This is a genomic window from Rhizohabitans arisaemae (genome assembly GCF_025996515.1).
Classification (GTDB): Bacteria; Actinomycetota; Actinomycetes; order Streptosporangiales; family Streptosporangiaceae; genus Rhizohabitans; species Rhizohabitans arisaemae.
This window is the reverse complement of sequence record NZ_BLRH01000034.1, coordinates 210,185-233,429: the sequence shown is the minus strand read 5'-3', so window position 1 is coordinate 233,429 and position 23,245 is coordinate 210,185. Positions and strand designations below refer to the sequence as shown.

At 69.3% G+C, this 23,245-nt stretch carries 21 protein-coding genes and 1 pseudogene; 12 read left to right on the top strand and 10 right to left on the bottom strand.

Annotation, left to right across the window (positions count from 1 at the left end):
- Positions 1-13 precede the first annotated feature (13 nt).
- The 3 genes from RUR_RS16460 to RUR_RS16450 form a co-directional block, all read right to left on the bottom strand.
- Positions 14-2,074: a Tn3 family transposase gene (locus RUR_RS16460; RefSeq protein ID WP_283135940.1), complete on the bottom strand. Its 2,061-nt coding sequence runs from the start codon at positions 2,072-2,074 to the stop codon at positions 14-16.
- 288 nt (positions 2,075-2,362) lie between these two features.
- A complete protein-coding gene (locus RUR_RS16455) occupies positions 2,363-3,286 on the bottom strand; it encodes an RNA polymerase sigma-70 factor (protein WP_283135939.1) in 924 nt (307 codons plus the stop codon).
- A 177-nt stretch (positions 3,287-3,463) separates the two neighbouring features.
- On the bottom strand, positions 3,464-3,937 hold the full coding sequence (locus tag RUR_RS16450) for a carboxymuconolactone decarboxylase family protein (RefSeq protein ID WP_283135938.1): 474 nt from the start codon (positions 3,935-3,937) through the stop codon (positions 3,464-3,466).
- A gap of 171 nt (positions 3,938-4,108) precedes the next feature.
- Here RUR_RS16450 and RUR_RS16445 point away from each other — a divergent pair, with 171 nt between their 5' ends.
- On the top strand, positions 4,109-4,492 hold the full coding sequence (locus RUR_RS16445; RefSeq protein WP_283135937.1) for a DoxX family protein: 384 nt from the start codon (positions 4,109-4,111) through the stop codon (positions 4,490-4,492).
- Between the two features lie 50 nt (positions 4,493-4,542).
- On the opposite strand, the pseudogene RUR_RS16440 reads toward RUR_RS16445, so the two are convergent.
- Positions 4,543-4,903: pseudogene (locus tag RUR_RS16440) on the bottom strand (Tn3 family transposase); the annotation flags it as partial.
- Between the two features lie 333 nt (positions 4,904-5,236).
- Positions 5,237-5,827 carry a TetR/AcrR family transcriptional regulator gene (locus RUR_RS16435; RefSeq protein ID WP_283135936.1) on the bottom strand — a complete coding sequence of 197 codons (591 nt, stop codon included), beginning with the start codon at positions 5,825-5,827 and terminating at the stop codon, positions 5,237-5,239.
- A 139-nt stretch (positions 5,828-5,966) separates the two neighbouring features.
- On the opposite strand from RUR_RS16435, the gene RUR_RS16430 reads away from it, so the two are divergent.
- From RUR_RS16430 to RUR_RS16410, 5 genes are all read left to right on the top strand, one after another.
- Entirely contained in the window at positions 5,967-6,509 is a 543-nt protein-coding gene (locus tag RUR_RS16430) for a dihydrofolate reductase family protein (protein ID WP_283135935.1), read from the top strand.
- Positions 6,510-7,640: 1,131 nt separating this feature from the next.
- Positions 7,641-8,405 carry an ABC transporter ATP-binding protein gene (locus RUR_RS16425; RefSeq protein ID WP_283135934.1) on the top strand — a complete coding sequence of 255 codons (765 nt, stop codon included), beginning with the start codon at positions 7,641-7,643 and terminating at the stop codon, positions 8,403-8,405.
- On the top strand, positions 8,390-10,207 hold the full coding sequence (locus RUR_RS16420; RefSeq protein WP_283135933.1) for a hypothetical protein: 1,818 nt from the start codon (positions 8,390-8,392) through the stop codon (positions 10,205-10,207). Before RUR_RS16425 ends, RUR_RS16420 begins: the two co-directional genes overlap by 16 nt.
- 36 nt (positions 10,208-10,243) lie before the next feature.
- Positions 10,244-11,452, top strand: a complete 1,209-nt coding sequence (locus RUR_RS16415) for a sensor histidine kinase (RefSeq protein WP_283135932.1) — start codon at positions 10,244-10,246, stop codon at positions 11,450-11,452.
- Positions 11,449-12,069 carry a response regulator gene (locus RUR_RS16410; RefSeq protein ID WP_283135931.1) on the top strand — a complete coding sequence of 207 codons (621 nt, stop codon included), beginning with the start codon at positions 11,449-11,451 and terminating at the stop codon, positions 12,067-12,069. Before RUR_RS16415 ends, RUR_RS16410 begins: the two co-directional genes overlap by 4 nt.
- 147 nt (positions 12,070-12,216) lie before the next feature.
- On the opposite strand, the gene RUR_RS16405 is transcribed toward RUR_RS16410, so the two are convergent.
- Positions 12,217-12,594: a DUF4267 domain-containing protein gene (locus tag RUR_RS16405; protein ID WP_283135930.1), complete on the bottom strand. Its 378-nt coding sequence runs from the start codon at positions 12,592-12,594 to the stop codon at positions 12,217-12,219.
- Positions 12,595-12,697: 103 nt separating this feature from the next.
- Here RUR_RS16405 and RUR_RS16400 point away from each other — a divergent pair, with 103 nt between their 5' ends.
- The gene (locus tag RUR_RS16400) at positions 12,698-13,291 is read left to right on the top strand and encodes a TetR/AcrR family transcriptional regulator (RefSeq protein ID WP_283135929.1); all 594 of its coding nucleotides are present in this window, start codon (positions 12,698-12,700) and stop codon (positions 13,289-13,291) included.
- 185 nt (positions 13,292-13,476) lie between these two features.
- On the opposite strand, the gene RUR_RS16395 is transcribed toward RUR_RS16400, so the two are convergent.
- Complete coding sequence (locus RUR_RS16395) at positions 13,477-14,094, bottom strand: class I SAM-dependent methyltransferase (RefSeq protein WP_283135928.1); 618 nt, start codon at positions 14,092-14,094, stop codon at positions 13,477-13,479.
- 70 nt (positions 14,095-14,164) lie between these two features.
- On the opposite strand from RUR_RS16395, the gene RUR_RS16390 reads away from it, so the two are divergent.
- Positions 14,165-14,602, top strand: a complete 438-nt coding sequence (locus tag RUR_RS16390) for a MerR family transcriptional regulator (protein WP_283135927.1) — start codon at positions 14,165-14,167, stop codon at positions 14,600-14,602.
- Positions 14,603-15,045: 443 nt separating this feature from the next.
- Entirely contained in the window at positions 15,046-15,702 is a 657-nt protein-coding gene (locus tag RUR_RS16385) for a response regulator (RefSeq protein ID WP_283135926.1), read from the top strand.
- Between the two features lie 13 nt (positions 15,703-15,715).
- Here RUR_RS16385 and RUR_RS16380 read toward each other — a convergent pair whose 3' ends face one another.
- Positions 15,716-16,459 (bottom strand): hypothetical protein, encoded by a 744-nt coding sequence (locus RUR_RS16380; protein ID WP_283135925.1) that lies wholly within the window; start codon positions 16,457-16,459, stop codon positions 15,716-15,718.
- Positions 16,456-17,340 (bottom strand): ABC transporter ATP-binding protein, encoded by an 885-nt coding sequence (locus tag RUR_RS16375; RefSeq protein ID WP_283135924.1) that lies wholly within the window; start codon positions 17,338-17,340, stop codon positions 16,456-16,458. The genes RUR_RS16380 and RUR_RS16375 overlap by 4 nt, the downstream gene beginning before the upstream one ends.
- Positions 17,341-17,674: 334 nt before the next feature.
- Here RUR_RS16375 and RUR_RS16370 point away from each other — a divergent pair, with 334 nt between their 5' ends.
- Positions 17,675-19,177 carry a sensor histidine kinase gene (locus tag RUR_RS16370; protein WP_283135923.1) on the top strand — a complete coding sequence of 501 codons (1,503 nt, stop codon included), beginning with the start codon at positions 17,675-17,677 and terminating at the stop codon, positions 19,175-19,177.
- A gap of 800 nt (positions 19,178-19,977) precedes the next feature.
- Positions 19,978-20,931 carry an NAD(P)-dependent alcohol dehydrogenase gene (locus tag RUR_RS16365; protein ID WP_283135922.1) on the top strand — a complete coding sequence of 318 codons (954 nt, stop codon included), beginning with the start codon at positions 19,978-19,980 and terminating at the stop codon, positions 20,929-20,931.
- Here RUR_RS16365 and RUR_RS16360 read toward each other — a convergent pair.
- The gene (locus RUR_RS16360) at positions 20,918-22,165 is read right to left on the bottom strand and encodes a serine hydrolase domain-containing protein (protein ID WP_283135921.1); all 1,248 of its coding nucleotides are present in this window, start codon (positions 22,163-22,165) and stop codon (positions 20,918-20,920) included. The two genes, RUR_RS16365 and RUR_RS16360, sit on opposite strands and share 14 nt — an antisense overlap.
- 151 nt (positions 22,166-22,316) lie before the next feature.
- Here RUR_RS16360 and RUR_RS16355 point away from each other — a divergent pair, with 151 nt between their 5' ends.
- Positions 22,317-22,880: a TetR/AcrR family transcriptional regulator gene (locus tag RUR_RS16355; protein WP_283135920.1), complete on the top strand. Its 564-nt coding sequence runs from the start codon at positions 22,317-22,319 to the stop codon at positions 22,878-22,880.
- The last annotated feature ends 365 nt before the right edge of the window (positions 22,881-23,245 follow it).

Here is a 23,245-nt window from a genome sequence, read left to right as displayed (position 1 = left end):
CGACGGGGCGGTGTCAGGCGGCCAGGCCGAGGTCGAGGCGGCGGTCCATGTCGATGTCGATCCGACCGTAGAGATTGGCGTTGGACCAGAACAACGGGGACAGGCCTCGCCTGTCAGCGTCGGTCATCCTCTGCTGCCAGGCGGGGTCCTTCAGGACGGACTGGACCAGCAGGGTGTTGATGAACACCAGCGCGGACTGCAGCAAGTGCAGGCTGAGCATGGAGACCTCCTGATGCTCCTTGTCGCTGCCGGGCAGGGTGCCGGCGCTGCCGTAGAACAGGTCGGTGTTGGCCGAATTCCAGTTCTCCACAACCTGCAGGCCCTCGTGGATCTCCCGGCGCAGCTCTTGGGAGGCGACGTATTCGGCGACGAAGATGCTCTTGACCGCCTTGCCGAGTTCCTCGATGGCCTTGTAGGTGGGGTGTTTGGGGCCGCCGCGGGTGAAGCGGCGCAGCACCTGCTCGGCCTCAGCCGTCCCCAGCCGCAGAGCGGTGGCGTACTTGACCATCTGGTCGTACTGCTGGGTGATGATCTTCCAGTCGATCGGCTTGTCGGACACCATGCCGGTCAGGCTGGACGGGACCAGGTCGTCGGCATCGGCCTTGACCAGCTTCTGGTGGGCGATCCTCTTCATCCGTGGCAGCAGCCTGAACCCTAGCAAGTAGGAGAACGCGAACCCGACCACGGATTGGCCATGACTATCGGTGTACTGGCGATCGATGGTGGCGTCGGTGCAGTGCCGCAGCACGCCCTCCATCATCGCGGCGACCTCAGAGGCGTTGCAGGACCGCAGCTGGGAGTAGACGCACACCGATTTCCGGTCGACGTGCCAGTAGATCATGACGCCGGGCCCGCCGTACCGGGCGTGGTATTCGGTCATCAGGTTCGACGACCACGACCCGAACTTCTTCGAGTCACTGGCGCACGCGGTGCCGTTGCCCCACCACAGCGGATCCCGCATCCGCAAGGTGGCGTTCACCAGGGTCGCGATCGCCTTGCGCAGGTTGTCACGGTTGACGAACAGGTGCCGGGTAGCACGCAGCGCCGCCTCGCTCTCGCCGTGGCGGCCGCCGTCGGCGACCCGTTTGATCCCCACGTTCGTGCCGAGCGCGTACAGCACCAGCAGCAGCCGTTTGCGGATCACCTCGCGCGGGGTCGCCTCCCTGGTGGCGACCGTGGTGAAGGCGTCGGTGAAGTCGGTGACGAAGTCCGACTCCTCCAGGAAGTCCAGCAAGTCGATGATCCCCCAGCGGGCGGCGACCTCGGTATGCAGCGCTCGCAGGTTCTCCGGGACCGTAACCTTGCCCAGGTCCGGGATCTGCCAGCGCGGCTCACCACGGTGCGTCTTCACCTTCGTCCCGCCGGACCTGTTCCTGGCCACCGCTTCCCCGCACGCCGCCATCGCCGCGCGCATCGCCCCCTTCAGCGTCTCGATGAACACCGTGGCATCCAGTGGCTGGCGCAGGTCCTCGTAGTGCACATCGCGGTTGTCCTCGAAATCGGCCGGGAGATCTTCCTCGGGGTTGCGCCAGCGGCGGGCGCCGGCGACGTAGATCTCACGGCGGCGCAGCGCGTCCTTCAGCGACACGATCACGCACAGCTCGTAGGAGGCCCGCTCGATGACCCCGTTCTCATCAACCACCGCTTCCAGCCAGCCGTCCGGAACCACGCCCTCGATCGGGACGTTCTCCGAGGCGTCGTAGTGCCTGGTCGAGTTCGGGACGTCGGCGTAGTGCTGCAGCAGGTCCACGGCGTCCATCACCGGCCGATAGGCGGTGTTGTTGCACTTGAACTCGATCGCCGCCAGCAGCTTGGGCAGCATCCGCCGGTAGTAGGACGAATACGAACTGGTCAGCACGGTCCGCACCTGGGCCTTGAACGTCTTGGCGTCCGCTTTCGCCTCGGCCACCAGCGCCTTCAACGTCGCCTCCCCGCCCGGCACCGCGGGGAACACCACCTGCCGGACCGTGCCCTCCGGCCGGCGCAGCGACGCCTCGGCGATCGAGAACAGCTTCTCGGTCTTGCGGTGCACCTTCTTGGCCTCGGCCTCGATCGCCCGCTCAACCTTCCGCATAGCCCTCTCCATTGGGACGAAAGTCACGCCAAGGAGCTCAACCCGCCGGTCTTGGCGTGACTTTCGATCCCCGCCTTCTGAGCCGAGGGTGAGCCGGGCGGTGGGATGTAAAAAATCGTTCGTTTGTGAGAACCAACTGTTGATGCCTCAACGCGACACGGTCTGGATCGGCGCCTGTCAAAGCTCCTGACATCGACACCGGCTTCATAGCCCGTTCCTACCGTCTCTCCGTATTGGACTGCGACGGCTCTGAAGCGTCCGGTCCTCCCCGTCAGGCTGGTCGGGAGGTCACCGCGTCCGTTTGCGGGTCTGCTTCACTTCCCGGTCGACGGCCCAGGCGTCGGCGACCGGGCCGAGGTGGCCGAGTTTGTCGGGGTTGATGACCGAGCGGATGGTCTGGATCTGCCCGTCGAGCACGTCGAGGGAGATGATGTGGAGGACCTTGCCGCCGCGGTCGCGGAAGAGCGCGCCCGGCTGGCCGTTGACCTCGTGCGGTTCGAACGTGATGTCGACCCGCGCCATCAGCGGGTAGACGGTGGCGAGCAGCCTGGCCACGTTCTCAGCACCGACGACGGCCCTGGCCAGCTGCGGGGCCTTGCCACCGCCGTCCCCGACGAGCTGGACGTCGGCAGACAGCAGACTCTGCAGCCCGTCCACGTCACCCTGCGCCAGCGCCACGAAGAACCGCCTCGCCAGCTCCTGCCGCTTCTTGCGGTCCGCTTCGAACCGGGGCCGTCCCTCGTTCATGTGCCGACGCGCCCGTACGAGCAGCTGTCGGCACGCCGCTTCCGAGCGCCCCACCGCGGCGGCGATCTCGTCGAAGCCGAAGGCGAAGACCTCCCGAAGTACGAACACCGACCGCTCAAGCGGGCTGAGCCGCTCCAGGAGCAGCAGCGCCGCCATGGATACCGAGTCGGCCAGCTCCGCCGCGCGGGCCGGGTCCTCGTACGGATCGTCCAGCAGGGGCTCGGGCAGCCACGGTCCGACGTACTCCTCGCGCCGCACCCGGGCGGAGCGCAGCACGTCGATCGCGATCCGGGTCACCGTGGCGGACAGGAACGCCTTGGCCGACACGGGCCGGGTGGTCGAGGCGTCGTAGCGGAGCCAGGTCTCCTGCACCGCGTCCTCCGCCTCGCCCACGCCGCCCAGGATCCGGTACGCGATCGAGAACAGCAGCGGCCGCAGCTCCTCAAACTCTTCGACCTTGCCCACGCCGTCTCCCCCTTGCGGTCTGTGTGCTTGGCCGGACTCGCGCCGGCGAAGCACTCTTCGAAGATCATCCGATGTGTTGGCGGAGCGAACAACGCTCGCACCGCGACTGCTCTTCCCGGCTTGACCACGGCGTCCTGGCCCCGGCGGGCCTGGCCCGGGCCAGGGTGCGATGGCGGTTCAGTGGAACCGGCCGGCCTGGTAGTCGCCGGCCGACTGCCGGGTGATGATGTTCAGCCGGTTCGCCGTGTTCATGAACGAGACCAGCAGCACGAGGGCCGTGAGCTGCTCCTCGTCATAGTGCTGGGCGGCACGCGCCCACACCTCGTCGCTGACCCCGGTGGCCGCGTCCGCGACCCGGGTCCCCTGCTCCGCCAACGCGAGCGCGGCGCGTTCAGCCTCGGTGAAGACCGTTGCTTCCCGCCAGGCCGCGATCAAGTTCAGCCGTACCGGGCTCTCGCCGGCCGCGGCGGCTTCCTTGGTGTGCATGTCGATACAGACCGCGCAGCCGTTGATCTGGCTCACGCGCAGCGCCACCAACTCCTGCGTCGTGGCTGACAGCGGCGATTCCTTCAGCTCCCGGCCGGCCGACATGAAGTACTTGAGGGCCTTGCCGGCGGTCGGGCTGGCGAAGTAGTTCAATCGCACGTCCATCGTGTACTCCTCCACATTCGTCCATGCCTTCACCCCCGAGACGAGACGGCCCTCACGCCTGTGACATGGCGCGGTGTGCCCCATGTCTCTCCGCTGTCTGGGTTCGGGCATGTCACAGACCGAGTCGCTGCCTCGTCTCGGGTGCGGAAGTCCTCGATCAGGGAGTTGATGATGAACGTCGCACTGTGGATCGCCGCCGGAGTGCTCGCCGCTGTCTGCCTGGCGGGCAGCTTCAAGATGTTCGTGCCGCAGAAGAAGCTGGCCGCGATGAGCTCCTCTGCACAGTGGGTCCTGGAGTTCAGCCCCGGCGCTCTCAAGGCCATCGGCGCCGTCGAACTGCTGGCTGCGGTCGGCCTGATTCTGCCCGCGGTGCTCGACATCGCGCCGGTCCTGGTGCCGCTGGCCGCCACCGGACTTGTTCTGCTGTTTGCCTGCGCGGTCACCATGCGTCTACGCCGTGGCGAGAAGTCCACGATCGCCCTCGACCTGATCTACCTGGCCCTGGCTGCCTTCGTCGCATGGGGCCGTTTCGGCCCTGAGTCGTTCACCGGCTAACCCCGGCGCCCGCAGTGGGGCGCCGGGGCCGAGTGCCGTCCAGGCCCGGCTCACTCCTCCTGGCCATCGTCGTCATCGTCCAGGTCGAAGGCATCCGGGTCACGCAGCGGCCGCAGCCCGTCGCCCGGCTGGGAGGCGGCGAAGTTGTAACGGCCGAGGACGTTCAGATTCTTGTGCTTGAGTGGGGAGAGCCGGGCCACGTCCTCGTCGCGAACATCGTGGCACTCCGCGCGGAGCTGGGCGACCGAGGCGTCAACGTAGCGAGTCGTCCAGAGAACGACCGCATTCGAGACGAGACCCAGTGAGCCCAACTGATCTTCCATCCCGTCCCGGTACGCCTGGTGGATGGTGCCCTTCTCGCCCGCGGCAGATGTCGCGGGCGAGCTTGTGCCGGGACTCCTGGACGGTGAGCACAGCCAGGCAAGCGACTTCGGCTCGCCCGGTGCGTGGAGCCTCTCCACGTTCAGCTTCGCCCGCCCGTTCGGCCGGACCTCATCGCTCACGCCGAGTAACTTGCGGGAACTCTCATTCCCGTGAGTTGCTTTTCGATCCCTCACGCAACAGATCTCATTTTTTGATTTCTTATTTCTAGAAAATCAAAAAATGCCCAGGCGGTATCGGGGCATGACGAGCATCCGAACGAAAAGTCCCGTTGGCAGCGCGGAGTTGAGCCGACATAGCCAGCCGGGCGAGGAGTGGCTGTACGCCTAAGGTTGGGCACTGCCCCGAACGCGGATGATCACGTCAGGGAGTTGCGAAGCGCGCGGCGATCGTTCGGGCTGCTTCGTCGACCGCTCGCGACTGCTCTTCCTTGGTGATCGACCACGTACCGTGCGTGAGGCGCGGCCAGAAGATCGCGGACGCGATCATGCCGAGGAACTGTGCGGATGCCAGATCCGGATCATCGATGTCGGCGCTTCCAGCGGAGTGCGCCTCCCGCAGATAGCGCCCCAGCGCCTGCAGCACAGGCAGCGTGCCGAAGTCGAAGGTCCGCTCGCGCAGTTCGGGGAAGTGGTGCGATTCGGCGATCACGGTTCGCATCAGGGCGACCATGCGCGGACGAGTCAACAGTTCCGAATACGCGCGACCTAGCACCACCAAGCCCGCGTAGAGGTCGCCGGTCGGGATCTCGACCGGTTCCGGAGCCGGCGATCCGCCTGCCGCGAGCACCGTTGCCTCGAAGAGCTCGGCCTTGGTCGGGAACTGCTTGAAGAGCGTCGCCTTGGACACCCCTGCGCGCTCGGCGACACGTGCCAGTGGCGTGCGGTCGTACCCGAACTCCAGGAAGAGCTGCGCGGCGGCGCCGAGGATGGCCTCGCGATTGGTCGCGGCCACCGCACGGTGGTACGAGGAGCGTCCACGTGTCATCCGTTCAGTATCCCATCGAGGCGAGTTCCTTGACTCACCATTACGAACACGATTAGGTTAGTAGAGGCGAGTCGATCGACTCACCTCTCGGAGATAGGAGCGGCTTATGGCTACCGTGATCGTCCACGCGACCATCACTCTTGACGGGTTCCTGGCAAAGGAGGACGGCGGGGTCGACTGGATGTTCGGCCGACCCTCCGCTCCCGAGGATGACGCCGTCGTCGAGGCAGTGATGAGCCGGATCGGCGCGGTGGTCGGCGGCGCGAACAAGACCCAGACCATCGAGGACGGCGAGATCCCGTATGGCGGCATGCTGAAGGTCCCGGTCTACCTGATGACCCACAGCGCCCATGAGCCGATCGAGCGCGACGGCACCACGTACAACTTCGTCGTCGACGACATCAACGAGGCCGTCAGGCTGGCCACGCAAGCGGCCGGGGACGGCTGGGTCAGCCTGCTCGGAGGAACCATCTCACGACAGTGCCTGCGGCTCGGTCTCGTCGACGAGCTCCACCTGGACGTTGCGCCGGTCCTGCTCGGCGACGGCATCTCGCTGTTCGCAGGCCTTGGGCGGCACATCGAGCTTGAGCGCCTCGATACATCAGCCTTCGCGAGTGAGGCTCATCTTCGCTACCGAGTCCTCCGTTAGCCAGAGTTGCAGGTCCTCCGAGCTATCGGGTCCGCCACGAGCCCTCGTCACTTGTCCGAGCCCCGCCGCCCCGACCCTAAGCGGGTTCCGGAACCCGCGTCCCGCGCTTGCCCAGACAGCCGGTGCACCCAAACCCTCCAGGCCCGGCACCGGACGCCCACCCGGCATCCCCAACCGTCGGCCAGTACCCCGCTTCGACGTCGGCAAGCCGTCAACGTGTTCGTCCCAGCCCATCCAGATGAACAGGTTGGGATCCCAGCTGCGGGCGTGCTCGATCGTCGCCGTCTGCATGTGGCCGTGTTTGCCGGCAACGGTCATGTTGAAGTCGGTGACGAACCCCGTCACGGGGTCGACGCTCAGGTGTCCGACCTGCCGGCCCGACAGGCTGCGAAGTGGCGTCGGGGCATGATGTCCGTGACGGGTGTGCCCAGGGAGCAGCCTCATTGGCCGGCAGTTCGCTCTCTCCATCCGGGCGCGCACTCTGCCCTCCCGGGTGGCGAAGAAGACTCGGTCCCCGGCCTGTACGCGGGCATCGCCGGTCCCGGCCACGCCCCTCCGGCCCCCTCGGCATCCTGCTCGTCCTGACCACCGGCGCGGCCGGCGTGAATGGGCACCCTGGCGTGGTGGAGGAACGCCGACCACGACCGCTGACCCGAGCTGATGCTGCCTCCTGGTTCAGCGCCTGCTGGTGCCGGGCGCGAGCAAGCTGGTGAGCTCGGCGATCGATTCCGGGGAGGGCTTGAAGTGGCTGTCACCACAGGTGGCGAATCCCGGTGCCACAGGTAATAGGGCATTATCTGCGCCAAAACTTCAAGATTCTTCCCGCGCCCCACCTCACCAGCGGCCGACCAGCGACGACGCGGATTAGCGCACGATCTCGCAGAGATGTTCCTCAAACCCCGATGCGTGCCCGGCCACGCTTGCATCAGCTCGGCCGGCTCGGCGGGCACGATGCGATCCACGGGTGCCGTCGCGCCGGTGGCGTAGTACTCGGTGTGAAGTGATGCTGCGACCCGCAGCACGTACCAGCCGCGCCTCCCGGCATCAACCGATCGGTTGATGCCGGAATCCACCACCCCGCGCCCCGGCCGGGCGATCCGCCGCCCCCCACCCCCGCGCGATTCTCAAGTCATGCCAACACACCGGGAGCCCGCCCTCCGTACCATCGGATTCCGCAAAGCCTTCGGCGACCACGTGGCCGTCGACGACATCCACCTCACCGTCCCCGCCGGCTCCTTTTACGGCCTGGTCGGTCCCAACGGTGCCGGAAAGACCACCACCCTCGCGATGGCCGTCGGCCTGCTGCGCCCCGACGCGGGCAGCGCCGAGATCTTCGGCGTCGACGTCTGGCGTGACACCGTCCAGGCCAAGGGACTGATCGGCGTGCTGCCCGACGGCAACGCCATGCCGGAGCGCCTCACCGGCCGCGAGGTCCTCACCTACCTCGGCCTGCTGCGCGGCATCCCCCACGACACCGTCGCGGAACGCACCGACGAACTCCTCCAGGTCCTCGAACTCGACACCGCCGAGCGGACCCTGGTCATCGAGTACTCCACCGGCATGCGCAAGAAGATCGGCCTGGCCGTCGCCCTCCTGCACGCCCCCCGCCTGCTCGTCCTGGACGAGCCCTTCGAGGCCGTCGACCCCGTCTCCGCCGCCACCATCCGCACCATCCTGCGCAGGTTCACCGGCGGCGGCTCCGTGATCATCTCCAGCCACGTCATGGCCCTCGTCGAGCAGCTCTGCGACCACGTGGGCGTCATCTCCGACGGCCGAGTCGTAGCCGCCGGGCCGCTCGCCGACGTACGCGGCGCAGGAACCCTCGAAGACGCCTTCGTCGACCTCGTCGGCGCCCGCACCGGAGGAACGGAGGGACTGGCGTGGCTCACCTCCTGACCCCCGGCCCGGCCGCCATGGCCAAGCTCATGATCCGCATGCGGCTGACGCTCATGCGCAACTCCCTGGGCGGCGACGACGCCGCCAACCTCTACACCGGCGTCTCCGTCGGACTGATCCTGGCCGCCGGAACCATCGCCGTGGCCGTCCTGTGGCCCGCCTATCTCCCCCTCGCCCTTGCCGGCTGGCTGTCCGGCTGGATCTTCGGCCCCATCCTCATCGGCGGCGGCAACGAGACCCTGCGCCCCGAGTACTTCGCCATGCTCCCGGCCACCCCGCGCCGGACCGCCGCGGCCCTGCTTGCCGGAGCCTTCGCGGGCCCCGCACCCGCCGCCAACCTCATCGCCCTGCTCTCCCTGCCCGTGTACGGCTGGCGCCACGGCCCTGCCGGTGTCCTCATCGGACTGGTCGCGGCCGTCATCACGCTCATCACCATGGTGATGATCTCCCGAGTCGTCGTCGCGCTCATCGGCCTGTTCGTCAGGTCCCGCGCCACCGCGGCCACCGTCGGCGTCGCCACCGGCACCGCCATCGCCCTGTGCAGCAACGGCTGGGCACCTGTCGCGGCCCTCGGCGGCGACACCGCCGCCTGGTCCCACCATCTGGTGCGCGCCCTGCCCTCCGGATGGGGCGTCGCCGCAATCGAGGCCCCTTGGCCCCTGGCCCTGGCGATCCTCGCCGCCAACGCCGGCCTCATCGCCCTCCTGCTGGCCTCCTGGGCCAGCCTGCTGTCACGACGCGTCGTCTCGGCCGCCCGCGGCGGCGTGCCACCGCGCCGCGGCGCGCCCCGCCCCCTCCCCACCGCCGGCGGCGCCCGCGTCTCCGCCGCCAAGGAACTGCGCGCCTGGTGGCGCGACCTCGTCCGCATCCAACTGCTCGGCACCGCCTTCTCCTTCGCCCTTGTCTTCCCGTTCCTGCTCGTCACCCTCGACGCCTGGATCATGGTCCCCTTCACCGGCCTCATCGCGATCGTGATGGCCGCCGCCTCCTCGGCCAACCTCTACGGCGCCGACGGCACCGCCCTCTGGCTCACCCTCATGACCCCCGGCGCCGAACGCGCCGACGTCCGTGGTCGTCAACTGGCCTGGTTCCTCATCGTCGGCCCCGCTGCCATCGCCCTCTCCCTGGCCGGAACCCTCGTCAGCGGCGAGCTTTGGGCCTGGCCCTGGGTCCTCGGCCTGCTCCCCGCCCTCCTCGGCGGCGGCGCCGGGCTCATCGTCCTGCTCGCCGTCACCTCGCTTGTCCCCGGCACAGACCCCCACAAGCGCGGCGGCAACCCGCTCAGCACCGGCGCCAGCGAAACCGCCGAAACCAGCCTCGCCTATCTCGTGCTCATCGCCGTCCCGTCCATCGCCCTCCCCACGGCAGGCGCCATCCTCCTCAACCCCTGGGCGGGCGTCGCCACCGGCGTCCTCACCGGCGCCCTCAGCGCCTGGGGCCTGGGCAGGATCGCCTACCGCAGGCTCGAGAACCACGGGACCGAGCTGCTCAACCTCATGAAGCACGGCCCCGCGCCCCAGGCCGACAAGCCCACTACCGCCGACCTCCCCGTCGTGCACCGCATCGGCGTCACCGTCTGCTACCTCACCGCCTGGCTGCCCCTCTTCCCTCAGGGGGTCGTCCCGCTGTTCATGAAGATCTTCGGCATCTCGGATCCCAGCTGGTTCCTCGCCCTGCATCTGCCGCCGATCTGGCAGTGGCCGACAATCATCTTCATGATCGCCACGGGGGTGCTTATGTACGGCTACGCCATCCTGATCCCCATGCGCCTAAACTCGCCCTCGTCGGCCACCACCAGGTGAAACCCATCCGTACCCGAGAGGAGGGCACGAACCCGGATGAACGACCCCTTCCCGCCCTCCACCTGGGAACGACGCTTCGAGCGCGTCGTCGAGATCGTCCCCTACATCACCCTCGCCGCTTCCCTGGTCATCAGCCTGGCCTCACCCGATCAGCCCGAAGGCGGGATCCCCCGGACTCTCGCACTCACCGCCCTGGCCCTCGCCTGGATTCTCGGCACCCACACTCTCCTGCCCGCGGCCCTGCGCGGACGTCGGGTCGTCGTCGCCGTTCACTTCGCCGGCGTCCTGGCCACCGCCGCGCTGCTTGCCTTCCACGACCCCATCTTCGTCATCTACTGCATCTCCGGCTTCTTCCTCGCCGCCCGCTTCGCGCCCTCCAAGTGGACCTTCGCCGCCGTCGCCGCCACCTCCTTCGTCCTGTACGGCTCGTCGCTCGACTGGGCCCAGGCCACCATCCAGCTCGTCGCCTTCCACTTGGCGATCATCGCCGTGCAGACCGTCGCCATCGGCGGCGGCGCCATCGCAGGCATCAAGATCGAGGACCGGCAGCGCAGGTACCGGAAGGCGGTCAGCGACCTTCAGACCGCCCTGGAGGAGAACGCCGACCTCCACGCCCAGCTCCTCACCCAAGCCCATCAGGCCGGCATCCTCGACGAACGCCGGCGCATGGCACGCGAGATCCACGACACCCTCGCGCAAGGCCTCACCGGCATCATCACCCAGCTACGCGCCGCCCAACGCGTCAAGGATTCCGGCACCCACGTCGAACTCGCGCTCACCCTCGCACAGGACAGCCTCACCGAAGCCCGCCGCTCCGTCGCCGCTCTCCAGCCCCACCAGCTCGAGGACGCCCATCTTCCCGAAGCCATGACCACCCTGGCCCGCAACTGGAGCCAGACCACCGGCGTCGACCTCCACGTCGAAGTGACCGGCGACCGCGTCCCCCTCAGTCCCGCCATCGAGGTCACCCTGTTCCGTGTCGCCCAGGAAGCCCTCGCCAACGTCGCCAAACACGCGGGTGCCACCCGGGTCGGCCTCACCCTGTCCTACACCGGCGCCGTCGTCCTCCTCGACATCCGCGACGACGGCACCGGCATCCACAACCCCAACGGCAAAGGATTCGGCCTCAGCAGCATGAGACAACGCCTACGTGGCGTCGGCGGCTCCCTCGAAATCGAGAGCGCGCCCGGGGAGGGCACCGCCGTCAGCGCCACCGTCCCCGCGCTCCAAGGAGACCCCCGGTGATCCGCCTCCTCATCGTCGACGACCACCCCATCGTCCGCGACGGCCTGCGCGCCGCCTTCGAAACCGAACCCGACATCGATGTCGCCGGAGAAGCCGCCAACGGCCGCGAAGGCATCGACCGCGCCGCCGCACTCCAGGTCGACATCGTCCTCATGGACCTGCGCATGCCCGAAATGGACGGCGTCACCGCCATCACCGCCCTGCGCCACTCCCACCCGCACATCAAGACCCTCGTCCTGACCACTTTCGACGGCGATTCCGACGTCCTGCCCGCCATCGAAGCCGGTGCGACCGGCTACCTCCTCAAAGACGCCCCCACCGACGAACTCCTGCGCGCCGTCCGCGCCGCAGCCGCCGGCGAGCCGGTCCTGTCCCCCTCCGTCGCCGGCCGCCTGATGGGCCAGGTACGCAGACCGGTCAAGGCTGCCCTTACCGACCGCGAACTGCAGGTCCTCGCCCTCGTCGCCGACGGCGCCTCCAATCGGCAGGCGGCCGCCAAGCTCTTCATCAGCGAGGCCAGTATCAAGACCCACCTGCTGCACATCTACGACAAACTCGGCGTCCGCGACCGCGCCGCCGCCGTCGGCGAGGGGTATCGACGCGGTTTGCTCAGTTAGTCGACCAACCACCCGCCGTACCGAGCCCATCCCCGCCTACCTGCAGGAACGGCACAGGTGGCGGCTGGTGGGGCCAGCCTTGCCAACAGGCCGACTCACCGATGCGTCCGTGGACCGCATGCCCGGCCAGGGCGGCTTGACGAGTGGTTACGCGATGAGCAGGAGCGCGCTGATCACCAGCATCACCGCTGCGGTGGCGCCGTGGATGCCGTAGACGGCCGCCTTGGGCCCGTTGCTGCGCAGCACGATCACCGCGTCGCCGACGGGTACGGCTGCGGCGGCCAGCATGAACCAGCCCAGCAGGTGGGTTGTCCCACCGGCCAGCAGGATGAAGATAAAGAGCCCCGAGGCGATGTCGCGCACGCCCTTGACGGACAGCCAGGCGTGGAAGCTCCGGTCCTCGGTCGGCGTGCCGGGGATGCCGAAGCCGACCGCGGCCTGCGGGGCCCAGAAGGTGCGGGCGCCCATGAAGACGACGCCCGCACCGATCAGTCCGGCGAGCACGGTGGCGATGTTGCTGAGCATGAGTTGTCCTCCTCGACGGAAGCGCTCTATCTAGCGACGCTAGCTCTGGTAGCGACGATATTTCTATCACAGACACAATGTCTAGCATTGCTATGATGCTGCTATGTCCGCCATTGCCAAGCGCCGTGAACGTGAACGCGCCCAACGCCATCAGCTGATCATCACGGCCGCCCGCGAACTGGCCGAGGCCGAGGGGTGGGAGGCGGTGACAACGCGAAGGCTGGCTGAACGCGTCGAGTACAGCCAGCCCGTGCTCTACAGCCACTTCGACGGGAAGGAGGCCATCCTGCGCGCCGTCGCCGTCGAAGGCTTCGGTGAACTCGCGGCCCGCCTGCGCCGTGCCCGCTTGGCCACCCCCGAGCCGCCGCAGGCACTGCACGCCGTCTGCCGCGCCTACCTGGAGTTCGCGACCGAGCAGCCCGCCCTCTACCAGGCCATGTTCGTCCTGCCGACCGATGTGAAGTTCGCGCACGCCGAGACGCCGCCTCCGCTGCGCGCCGCCTTCGACGAGTTCGTGAGCTGCTTCCCCTCGGACAGCCCGCGACGCGAACTGTTCGCCGAAGTCACCTGGAGCGCGTTGCACGGCATGGCCGCCCTGTCGGACAGCGGCCGCATCCCCCCGAACGGCCAAACGGAGCGGCTCGACTTCCTCGTCGCCCAGATCGCCGGCACGTCAAGTGGACCGGCCGCGCTGTGAGGGGTGATTGAAAGGCCGGGGATCTGAGCCGAGCCACCAGCCGTACCGCCCGAACCCGCCCGGCGCTCCATCCGCCGGCGATACGCCCGAGGACGAGGTGTCCCTGGCCGACCTGGCCACCGTGTACAGGTCGGACGCTCCCCCATCCACCGCGCGCAAGCCGGTCGGTGTGTTGTCTGTGGGCATCACGGGGTGCCGGTCGAATTTTCGGCAAGCACACAGGCGACGGGCGGGTCGAGTTCGAGGGTCTCGACCCGGAGATGGGTGAAGCCGGCCCGGGTGAGCAGGTCCTGGAGTTCTTGGGCGGCTCGGACCGTGGTGTCCCGGGTGGCGCCCGGGCAGCGGGGCTGACTGACGAGCGCGATGCGTCCTGCGGGGCGGAGCAGGCCGCGCAGCTCGCGAAGCCGCTCCACCGGGTCGGGCCAGAACGCCACGGAGTTGACGGCGAGGATGGCATCGAGCGGATCGCCGAAGTTCGGCAGCCGATCCACGGAGGCCTGCGTGAGGTGCACGCGAAGGGCGCGGAGGGCGGCTGAGTTGCGACGAGCGGCTTGCCGGACCATGGTCTGCGAGTGATCGATGCCGAAGACGTGGCCCTGGGTGGCGCGGCCGGTGAACTCGGCGATGGCGATACCGGGACCGAAACCGATTTCGAGCACCCTGTCGGTGGGCTGCACGTTCAGCAACGACACCGCCCAGATGTTGCGCTGCCGGTTGGAGGGACGAAGAGCGAACATCCAGCCGTTCACCCACCCGACGATGCCCCGGGGGTGATGGGCCTGGCCCACCAAGTATCTGATCACGCGCTGCTTGAGAGACGTACCTGCTTCCTGCATGATCGCCAGTCAACGACTTCAAGTATCCTTGAAGTCAATGGGTGAGCAGTTGACGATCGGTGAGCTGGCGAGCCGCACGGGTGTCGCCACCTCCGCTCTGCGCTACTGGGAGGAGCTCGGCCTCCTCCCAGCGCCGGCTCGGGTCTCAGGCCAGCGGCGTTATCCGCCGTCGGCGGTCGGGCTGGTCGGTGTGGTCTTGGTGTTGCGCGATGCCGGCTTCACGTTGCGGGAGGTCAAAGCGTTCATCGCGTCTCGTTCACCGACCGGCGACGAACGGCGCGAGCTGTACCGACGCAAGCTCGCCGAGCTGGATCAACGCATCGCCCAGGCCCAGGTGGCACGCACCGCCATCGCCCATGGGCTGGCCTGCCCGCATACGGACATCTTCGAGTGCTCCAACTTCACCGGCGGGGTCGCGGCGTTCCTGGCGGGATCTTCCCTCGAAGAGGCTCACGAAGAAGTCCACTCGCACTGAGCTCGCCGCCGAGACACACGGCGGCCTCACCGTCGGCTCGCGAGATCGTCACGGACGACGGCTCTGGACCAGCTCGCTTCCCTTGATGCGGTCGCCGGAGCACAGGCCGGCCGGCTTCGGCGCCGACCGGTCCGTGTTCTCGGGGACGGGCCAGAGCGTGATCACGATGTGGCCCGAGATGCCGCCGAACCCGTCGCACGGAGCTCCTTTTCCTGTGGTGTCACCGACCCGAGTGAGGGCCTCAACGGCAGGTCCGTCGTGGTGAAGAGGACATCGGGCAGGTGATCTGCGAGGTCGGCGTGCAGGACGACGCGGTCCGGAATCCGGCCGGTCGCCGGCGGATCAGTCACCCGGTACACGCGAGCGTGTCGGCACCGCTGAGCCCACCGCGCAGCGGATCAACCGGCCGGACGCCAGCGGACCGCCGAGGTAGTCTCTCAGGAGTGATCAAGGTGCTGCTCGCCGACGACGAGGTCCTGGTCCGGGCGGGCGTGCGGGCCATCCTGGGCACCGCCCCGGACCTGCGGGTGGTGGCCGAGGCGGGCAACGGGCGCGAGGCACTTGAACTCGCCCGCGCGCACCGGCCGGACGTGGCCCTGCTCGACATCCGGATGCCGGTGCTGGACGGCCTGGACGCGGCGTCGGAACTGCGCCGGGCGGCGCCGCAGGTCGCGGTGGTGATGCTGACGACGTTTTCCGAAGACGAGTACATCGCCAGGGCGCTGGAAGGCGGGGCGAGCGGTTTCCTGCTCAAGTCGGGCGACCCGTACGAGCTGATGGCGGCGGTACGGGCCGTGCACAACGGCGCGGCGTTCCTCTCCCCGCAGATCGCCCACCGGGTGATCCGGCAGGTGAGCGGCGGCCGGATGAGCCGGCGGCCGGCGGCCCTGCAGCGGATCGCGGTGCTCACGCCCCGCGAGCGGGAGGTGCTGGCACTGGTCGGCGCCGGGCTGTCCAACGCCGAGATCGGCGAACGGCTGTACCTGGTGGAGGGGACGGTCAAGGCCTACGTGAGCGCCATACTGGGCCGCCTGGAGGTGCGGAATCGCGTCCAGGCGGCCGTACTGGCCTACGAGGCCGGGCTGGTCCCGCCCGGCTGAACGGCCGATCCGCTCAGGCGTCGCGCTTGCGCATCACCCACACTCCCGCGGCGACCGCCGTCGCGGCCCACGCGGTGAGCACGAGGCCGAAGGCCGGTTCGCCGGCCATGAAGCGCTTACCGGCGGGACCGGGCATGAAGCCCGCGACCGTGTTGAGGAACTCGGCGTTCAGCGAGGTGGCGATTCCCTGCAGCGCGATCGGGAGCACGAACACCACGACGAACAGCACCGAGAGGGTCCCTGCCGACCGGCGGATCAGCGTGCCGAGTCCCAAAGCCAGCACGGCGATGAGCGCCAGGTGCGCCGCCATGGACAGGATCCGCCCGGTCACCTGCGCGGTGTCGAATTCCCAGTACCTCTGCAGCTGAGGCGCGCCGGCCACCGTGCCGAGCACGGCGATGAGCCCGCCGGCCGCGAACACCGCGGCGCCCACCACCGCCGTCTTGGCCAGCAGCAGTCGGGTCCGGGACGGCGTGCAGGCCAGCGTCACCACGATGCTGCGGGTGGCGTACTCGGCGGTCACCGCCAGCATGCCGAACGAACCGAGAATGAGCTGCACCCATTCCATGGCGTCGAGGACCGACGACACCGGCTCGACCGGCCGGCCCTCCTTCAGCAGGAAGCGGGCCGTGTCGTCCGCCTCCAGCACCGCCACCAGCAGCATCGTCAGCAGGGCGCCGCCGGCGAACCACCAGGTGGAGCGGACGGAGCGGAGTTTCATCCACTCGGCGGAGGCCGCGCGGGCCAGGGCGTTCACGCCTGAGCCCCGTACTCGACGCTGTTGGCGGTCAACCGCATGTACGACTCCTCCAGCGAGGACTCCACGGGTCGCAGCTCGTACAGGACCAGCCCCAGCTCATGCGCCCGCCGACCGATCTGCTCGGTGGTGTGGCCGGTGACGGTCAGTTCGTCGGTGCCGGTCCAGCGTGCGGCGGGCAGCACGTCGGCCAGCGGTCCCAGCCGCGGTCCGCGGACCCGTACCCCGGCCCCGGCGACCAAGCCCTCCATCGGTTCGTCGGCGATCAGCCGGCCCTGGCCGAGGACGATCAGCCGGTCGGCGGTGCGCTCCATCTCGCTCATCAGATGGGAGGAGATGAAGACCGTGCGGCCCTCGGCGGCGAGCGATCGAAGCAGGGTGCGGATCCAGCGCACCCCGTCGGGGTCGAGGCCGTTGACCGGTTCGTCCAGCATCAGCACCTGCGGATCGCCGAGGAGGGCGCCCGCGATGCCGAGCCGCTGGCTCATGCCCAGGGAGTACGTGCCCGCCCGGCGGCGGGCCGCGGCGGCCATCCCGGTGAGTGCGAGGACCTCCTCGACCCGGGACAGGGGGATGGCCTGGCTCAGTGCCATGGCGCGCAGATGGTCCCGGCCGCTGCGGGCCGGATGGACGGCCTTGGCGTCCAGCAGAGCGCCGATGGTGCGCAGCGGACGGTCAAGGTCCGCGTAGCGGCGACCGCCGATCAGGGCGCTGCCGGACGTAGGGGCGTCCAGGCCCAGGATCACGCGCATGGTGGTGGATTTGCCGGCGCCGTTCGGGCCGAGGAAACCGGTGACCGTGCCGGGGGCGAGCTCCAGGGTGAGGTCGTCCACGGCGGTCTTGCCGCCGTAGCGTTTGGTCAGTCCTTGCAAGGTGATCATTGAGCTCCTTCGCTGCGATGGCGGACGAGGCATATCGCCTCATCCGCGCCGGTGATGGTGAAGGCGACGGGCGGTACACCCGCTTTGTCCGGGTCAATGGCCGGAGCCCGAAGGGATACCCGGCTACCGGCCCGCGGCCGACGGCGTCCGAGAGGGGGACACCGGTCTTTGCCCGGGAGCGGTGACGAACACGACCTGGAGCGGGTGCGGGTCGCCTCCCCATGGGTCTCGACCCTAGGAATCCGAGGGATGCCCCGGTCATGCACGATCGGCAGTGGGTACCCCTGACTTTCGTCAGGTGTCGCGGACGGGGGCACCGCGTAGCGTGACCGCCGTGAATCGGTTGCGGGACATTGTGGTGAGGGCGTTCCGGGGCGGTGACCTCGGCGCGGATCTGCTGCTGTGGCTGGCGGTCACCGTGCCGGTGTTCATGGTGCATGAATCGCCCGAGGAGGAGCTGTATCCCTGGCCTCCGTTGCCCTGGGTGAAGATCGCCGCGGTACCGCTGCTGGCGCTGGCCGTGGCCGTGGGCCGGCGGTGGCCGGTCGTGGCGGCGGCCGTTCCGGCGGGGCTGGGGCTGACGGTGACACCGGAGCTGTACACCGACAACTTCATGATCGCTCAGCTGCTGCTGGCGTTCCTGCTGGGGCGGCGGACCGCCGGCATGCGTCCGGGTCTGCTGTTCTTCGCCGGGGTATGCCTCGCGGGGCTGGCGGCGGCCGGCCTCATCTCCGGCGTCACGCTGTCGGACTGGCTGTCGCTGGTCGAGACCGCGGTGGCGACCGTCATGCTGCCCTGGCTGGCCGGGAGGTTCGCCCGCCGGCACGACGACCTCGTCCGTACCGGATGGGAGCTCGCCGAGCGGCTGGAGCGGGAGCGGCATCTGATCGGGGAGCGGATGCGGCTGGTGGAGCGGTCCCGGATCGCCGGCGACATGCACGACTCGCTGGGGCACGAGCTGAGCCTGGTCGCGCTGAACGCCGCCGTGCTTCAGGTGCATCCGGGGCTGGACGAATCCGCCCGCAAAGCCGCCGCCGAACTGCGCGTGTCCGCCGCCACGGCCACCGAGCGGCTGCGCGAGATCATCGGGGTGCTGCGGGAGGACGGCCGGGCCGCGCCCGTGCTGCCCTCCGGCGACACCGTGGCGGCCCTGGTCGAGCGGGCGGCCGCCGCGGGGATGGCGGTACGGCTGGACGGCGAGCTGGGGCCGCTGCCGGCAATGGCGGACCGGGCCGCGTACCGGGTGGTCCAGGAGGCCCTGACCAACGCCGTCAAGCACGCGCCGGGCGCCGCGGTCACCGTGCGGCTGGGCGTGGACGCCGCGGCCGGGGAGGCGGAGGTCACCGTGGTCAACGCGGCGCCCCCGGCCGGCCCGCTACCCGGGGCGGGATCCGGTGGCTACGGGCTGATCGGCCTGGACGAACGTGTCCGGCTGGCCGGAGGCACCCTGCGGGCGCGGCACACCGGCGGCGGCTTCACCGTCACCGCGCGGCTGCCGCTCACCGCGGGGGCCCCGGCCACGCCGCCCGACTCCCGGCGGGAGTTCGCTCTGGCCCGCGGCAAGGTACGGCGCAGCGTGATCGACGCGATCTGGATGCCGGTCGCGGCGGCCGCCGCCGTGATGGCGCTGACCTCCGGCTACGACCTCTACATCGCGCACCGCTCGATGCCGGATGTGGAGGTGCGCCACCAGGTACGCGTCGGCCGGAGCCCGGCGGTGCCGGAGTTTCCACGGGTTCGCTTCCGGCACACCGCGCTCAGGGACGGCGATCCGGGAATCCCGTGGGTTTCCCCGGTCTCCGGGAGCCGGTTTCGGTTCCGTGAGGATGGCCGGTAGTCGTCCGCAGGCGGTGTCATCGCCCGGTGTGCCGTGGCCGGTGCCCGGGAGTCGGCCCGGAGTGTCGGATACCCACGGCGTCGCGCCCTGCGGCGACCATCGGGTCGCCGACCGTGCGTGTAATGAAATTTTGACACGGTGTCCAGGGTGCTTTACATTAGTTGATGTCAGCTTTGTTTTACGTGAGGGGCGGTCATGGCCTTCGAGGACAAGTGTGCCCGGGTGTTGATCGTGGTCTCCGTCGGCGCGTACACGGTCTGCGTGGCGACCGTCCCGGGCCGATGACGGCCCGCTCGCCGACGTCGCCTACACGGGAACTCCGCTGTGAACCATCGGTGGCGCCATCGTCACCGCGATCGTGTCCCCCATCGCGATGGCTGTCGCGGATGGCCACGACGCCGACCGCGCTGACGAGCGCGACCGTGAGATCAACCAGGTCAGTGCGCGTATCGGGCAGTTGATCGTCGCCATCGGCGCGCTCGCCGAGACTCGCCCTCTTCCGGATCGCCGACACCGCCTACCTGGCGTTCGTGCCGTCCTCGGTCCTCAGCTTGATTGCCAAGATCATGGCTCACCGCAAGGGAGGCTTCCGGACGTGGTGAAGCCGACGCAGGTCACCGACGCGATCCGGGCCCTGCGGTTCGCGCACGACGAGATGACCCAGGCCGATCCGGCCGACCGTCATCGCGATCGAACAAGGTTGCCACTCCCCTCGCTGGAGACGGCGTTCCGCCTCGCCCGGGTGTCCCGGGTCGGACTCGACGACGCCTTCCAGTGCCCCGACACCGAAGGAGCCCCCCATGAGGGCGATCATCCAGGACGAGTACGGCCCGCCGCACGTGCTGAGCCTCGGCGAGGTCCCGGTCCCGACGCCCGGCGCCGGCGATGTGCTGATCCGGGTGCACGCGGCCGGCGTCGACTACGGCGTGTGGCACGTCATGACCGGGCTGCCGCTCGTCGTCCGCCTCGGCTTCGGCCTGCGCCGGCCCCGCAACCGCGTGCCGGGCATGGACGTGGCCGGCGTCGTGGAGTCCGTCGGCGCCGGCGTGACCGCGTTTCGCCCCGGCGACGAGGTGTACGGCGAGGCGGCCGGCGCGTACGCGCAGTTCGCGCTCGCCCGTCCGGGCAAGCTCGCCCACAAGCCCGCCAACTTGAGCTTCACCGAAGCGACGGCCGTACCCACGTCAGGGGTGACCGCGTTGCGGGCCGTCGGCCGGGTCACCGCCGGCCAGAAGGTGCTGGTCATCGGCGCCGGCGGCGGAGTGGGCAGCTTCGCGACGCAACTCGCCGTCGCCGGCGGCGCCCACGTCACCGCCGTGTGCAGCACAGCCAAGGCCGACCTCGTCCGGTCGCTGGGCGCCCGGGACGTCATCGACTACACGCGCGAGCCGCTCACCGGGACGTACGATCTGATCGTCGACATCGCGGGCATCCGGCCGCTGGCCCTGCTGCGCGGGCTGCTCTCCGAGCGCGGCCGGCTCGTCATCGTCGGCGGAGAGGGTGGAGGTCGGTGGTTCGGCGGGCTCGGCCGGATGCTGGCCGCCCGGCTGATCACCCCGTTCACGCGCCGGCGCCTGGACTCGCTGATCGCGGTGACCCGCACCGCCGACCTGGACGCGCTGCGCGACCTCATCGAGGCCGGGGTCGTACGACCGGCCGTCGGGCGCACGTACTCCCTGTCGGAGGCCTCCGCCGCGGTGGGTGACCTGGCCGCGGGCAACGCGCCCGGAAAACTCGTCATCACGGTTGATTGACCCCGGGGCCCGGTAGTCGGCCGGGGTCCGCGCCCGGTTGCCGGGCGTCCTGCTCCTGTACGGCGGCGTACAGGGCCTCGACCAGGGAGCGGACCCGGAAGTCGCCGCCTTCCAGCAACTCGGATCCGCGATTGGGGACGTAGCCGAAGGCGAGCTCCCGCTCCGGGTCGGCGAAGGCGAACGAACCGGTGGCGCCGCCTTGCCCGAACAGTCCCGTGACGTGCTCGGGCGCGGGCCAGAACGGGCCACCCGGTACGGCGAAGCCGATCCCCCACGCGCTGCGCACCCGGAGGGTCCGGTCGACGCCGTCGGCCTGCGGGGTGCGGATTCGCTCGACGAGTCCGGGGTTGAGCAGCCGGATGCCGTCCACCTCGCCGGCGAGGGCGGCGAAGTAGCGGGCCAGGGAGTGGGCCGAGGCGACACCGTCCATCGACGGGCTCTCCACCTGGTAGGTGCGGGGGTCGTTGGTGGCGTCCCAGTCGATGGCGACGCTGCCGTAGAAGGCGCGGAAGGACAGGCTGGTGGGGTCGTTGAGCGCCTCGACGAAGTCGGCGAGTTCCGGGACCTCCATGCCCAGGCGCATGTTCTCGGCGTCGGGGATGACCATGGTGGCCATCCGCGGCAGTTCGTCGTCGGGCACGCGGACATAGCAGTCCAGGCCGAGGGGTCCGGCGATCTCCCGTGCCAGGAACTCGCTCAGCGTCAACCCGGACACCCGGCGGACGATCTCTCCGGCGAGGTGGCCGATGCTGACCCCGTGGTAGCCGTGCGCGGTGCCGGGGGGCCATTCGGGGGTGGCGGCCGCGAGGGTCTCGGTGATCGGCGTCCAGGCGCGCAGATCCTCCCAGGTGATGGGCCGCAGGTGCAGGCTGGGCAGCCCCGCGCGATGGCTGAGCAGCGTCCGTACGGTGATCTCGCCCTTGCCGTGCTGGGCGAACTCCGGCCAGTAACGGGCCACGGGTGCCTCCAGGTCCACTTCCCCACGTGCGACCAGGAGGAGGACCGCGCCGGAGGCGAACGTCTTACAGGTGGAGGCGAGCGGGGCGATGGTGTCGCGCCGCCATGGTCTGCTCGTCTCGGGGTCGGCGTGTCCGCCCCACAGGTCCACGACCGGGCTGCCGTGCCGGTAGACGGTGAGCCCGGCGCCGACCTCGCCTCCGTCGGCGAAGTTCCGCTCGAACGCCGCACGTACCGGCTGGAATCCATCGGCGGTGCTTCCTTCGATCTGCGTCATCTTCACACCCTTCCAGATTGCCGACCTACCGGTCGGTCGGGTGGTGTGACGGTAGCCTACCGACCGGAAGGTTGGCAATCCTCGTGACGACCAACCGGTCGGTAGGCTGATAGCCTGGACGGATCCGTGAACGAGCTTCGAAGGACAGCGATTGACGCGGAACGAAACATCGGACACCCGCCGACGCATCATCGAGGCGGCCAGGGAACTCTTCACCACGCAGACCTACCGTGCCGCCAGCATGCGGGACGTCGCCGAACGCGTCGGCATCAGCAAACCCTCGCTCTACCACCATTTCCGCAGCAAGGGCGAGATCCTCGCCAGCCTCGTGCGGTCCCCGATCGAGCAGCTCGACGCGACGATCCAGGCCGCCGCGGCCCGCCGTACCACCGCCGAGGTCCAGCGGCACGTCCTCAGCGGCTGCATCGACGTCATGCTGGCCCATCGCGCGACCATGTCCCTGCTTCTCCGCGACGCCTCCGTCTACGGCGACGAGACCGTCGACCTCGTGTCACGCATGGCGAGCATCACGAACCGGGCCATCGAGCTGCTGGCCGGCCCCGACCCGGACTGGCGCGGGCGTGTACGGGCCGCCCAGGCCTTCGCCGCGGCCGCCGATCCCATCAGCCAGCTTCCAGACATACCGGATGACGAGCTCCGTACCGAGCTCCTCCGCGGGGCGAGCGCGATCCTGGGCCTGCCGGTCGGCCCCTAGCTCCAGGCGGCGCTCTGACCAATCTTGTTGTGCTTTGCCGGATCGATTCGAACTCCGTGCCTGCCGCGCTGCGCACGCATGAGTCGTGAACTTCTGAGGGCTGGGCACCTACGTACCCATCGCGAACCTGGTCGCCGAACTCGGCGGCGTCCTGGTCAAGGAGGCCGGGGTCTGGCCGTCAAGTGCAACAACACCACCTGTCGCCGCCGAGCACATGGTCAAGACTCATGTCGCGCGCCTGCCGGTGAAGCCGGGCCTTCTCGATCAGGCGCCGACGATCGTATACGCCTACGAACCCGGACTGTAGTCATGGCGCCTGAACTGGGCGCCGAGACTGATCGTCTTACGGGCATGAGATCTAGTTG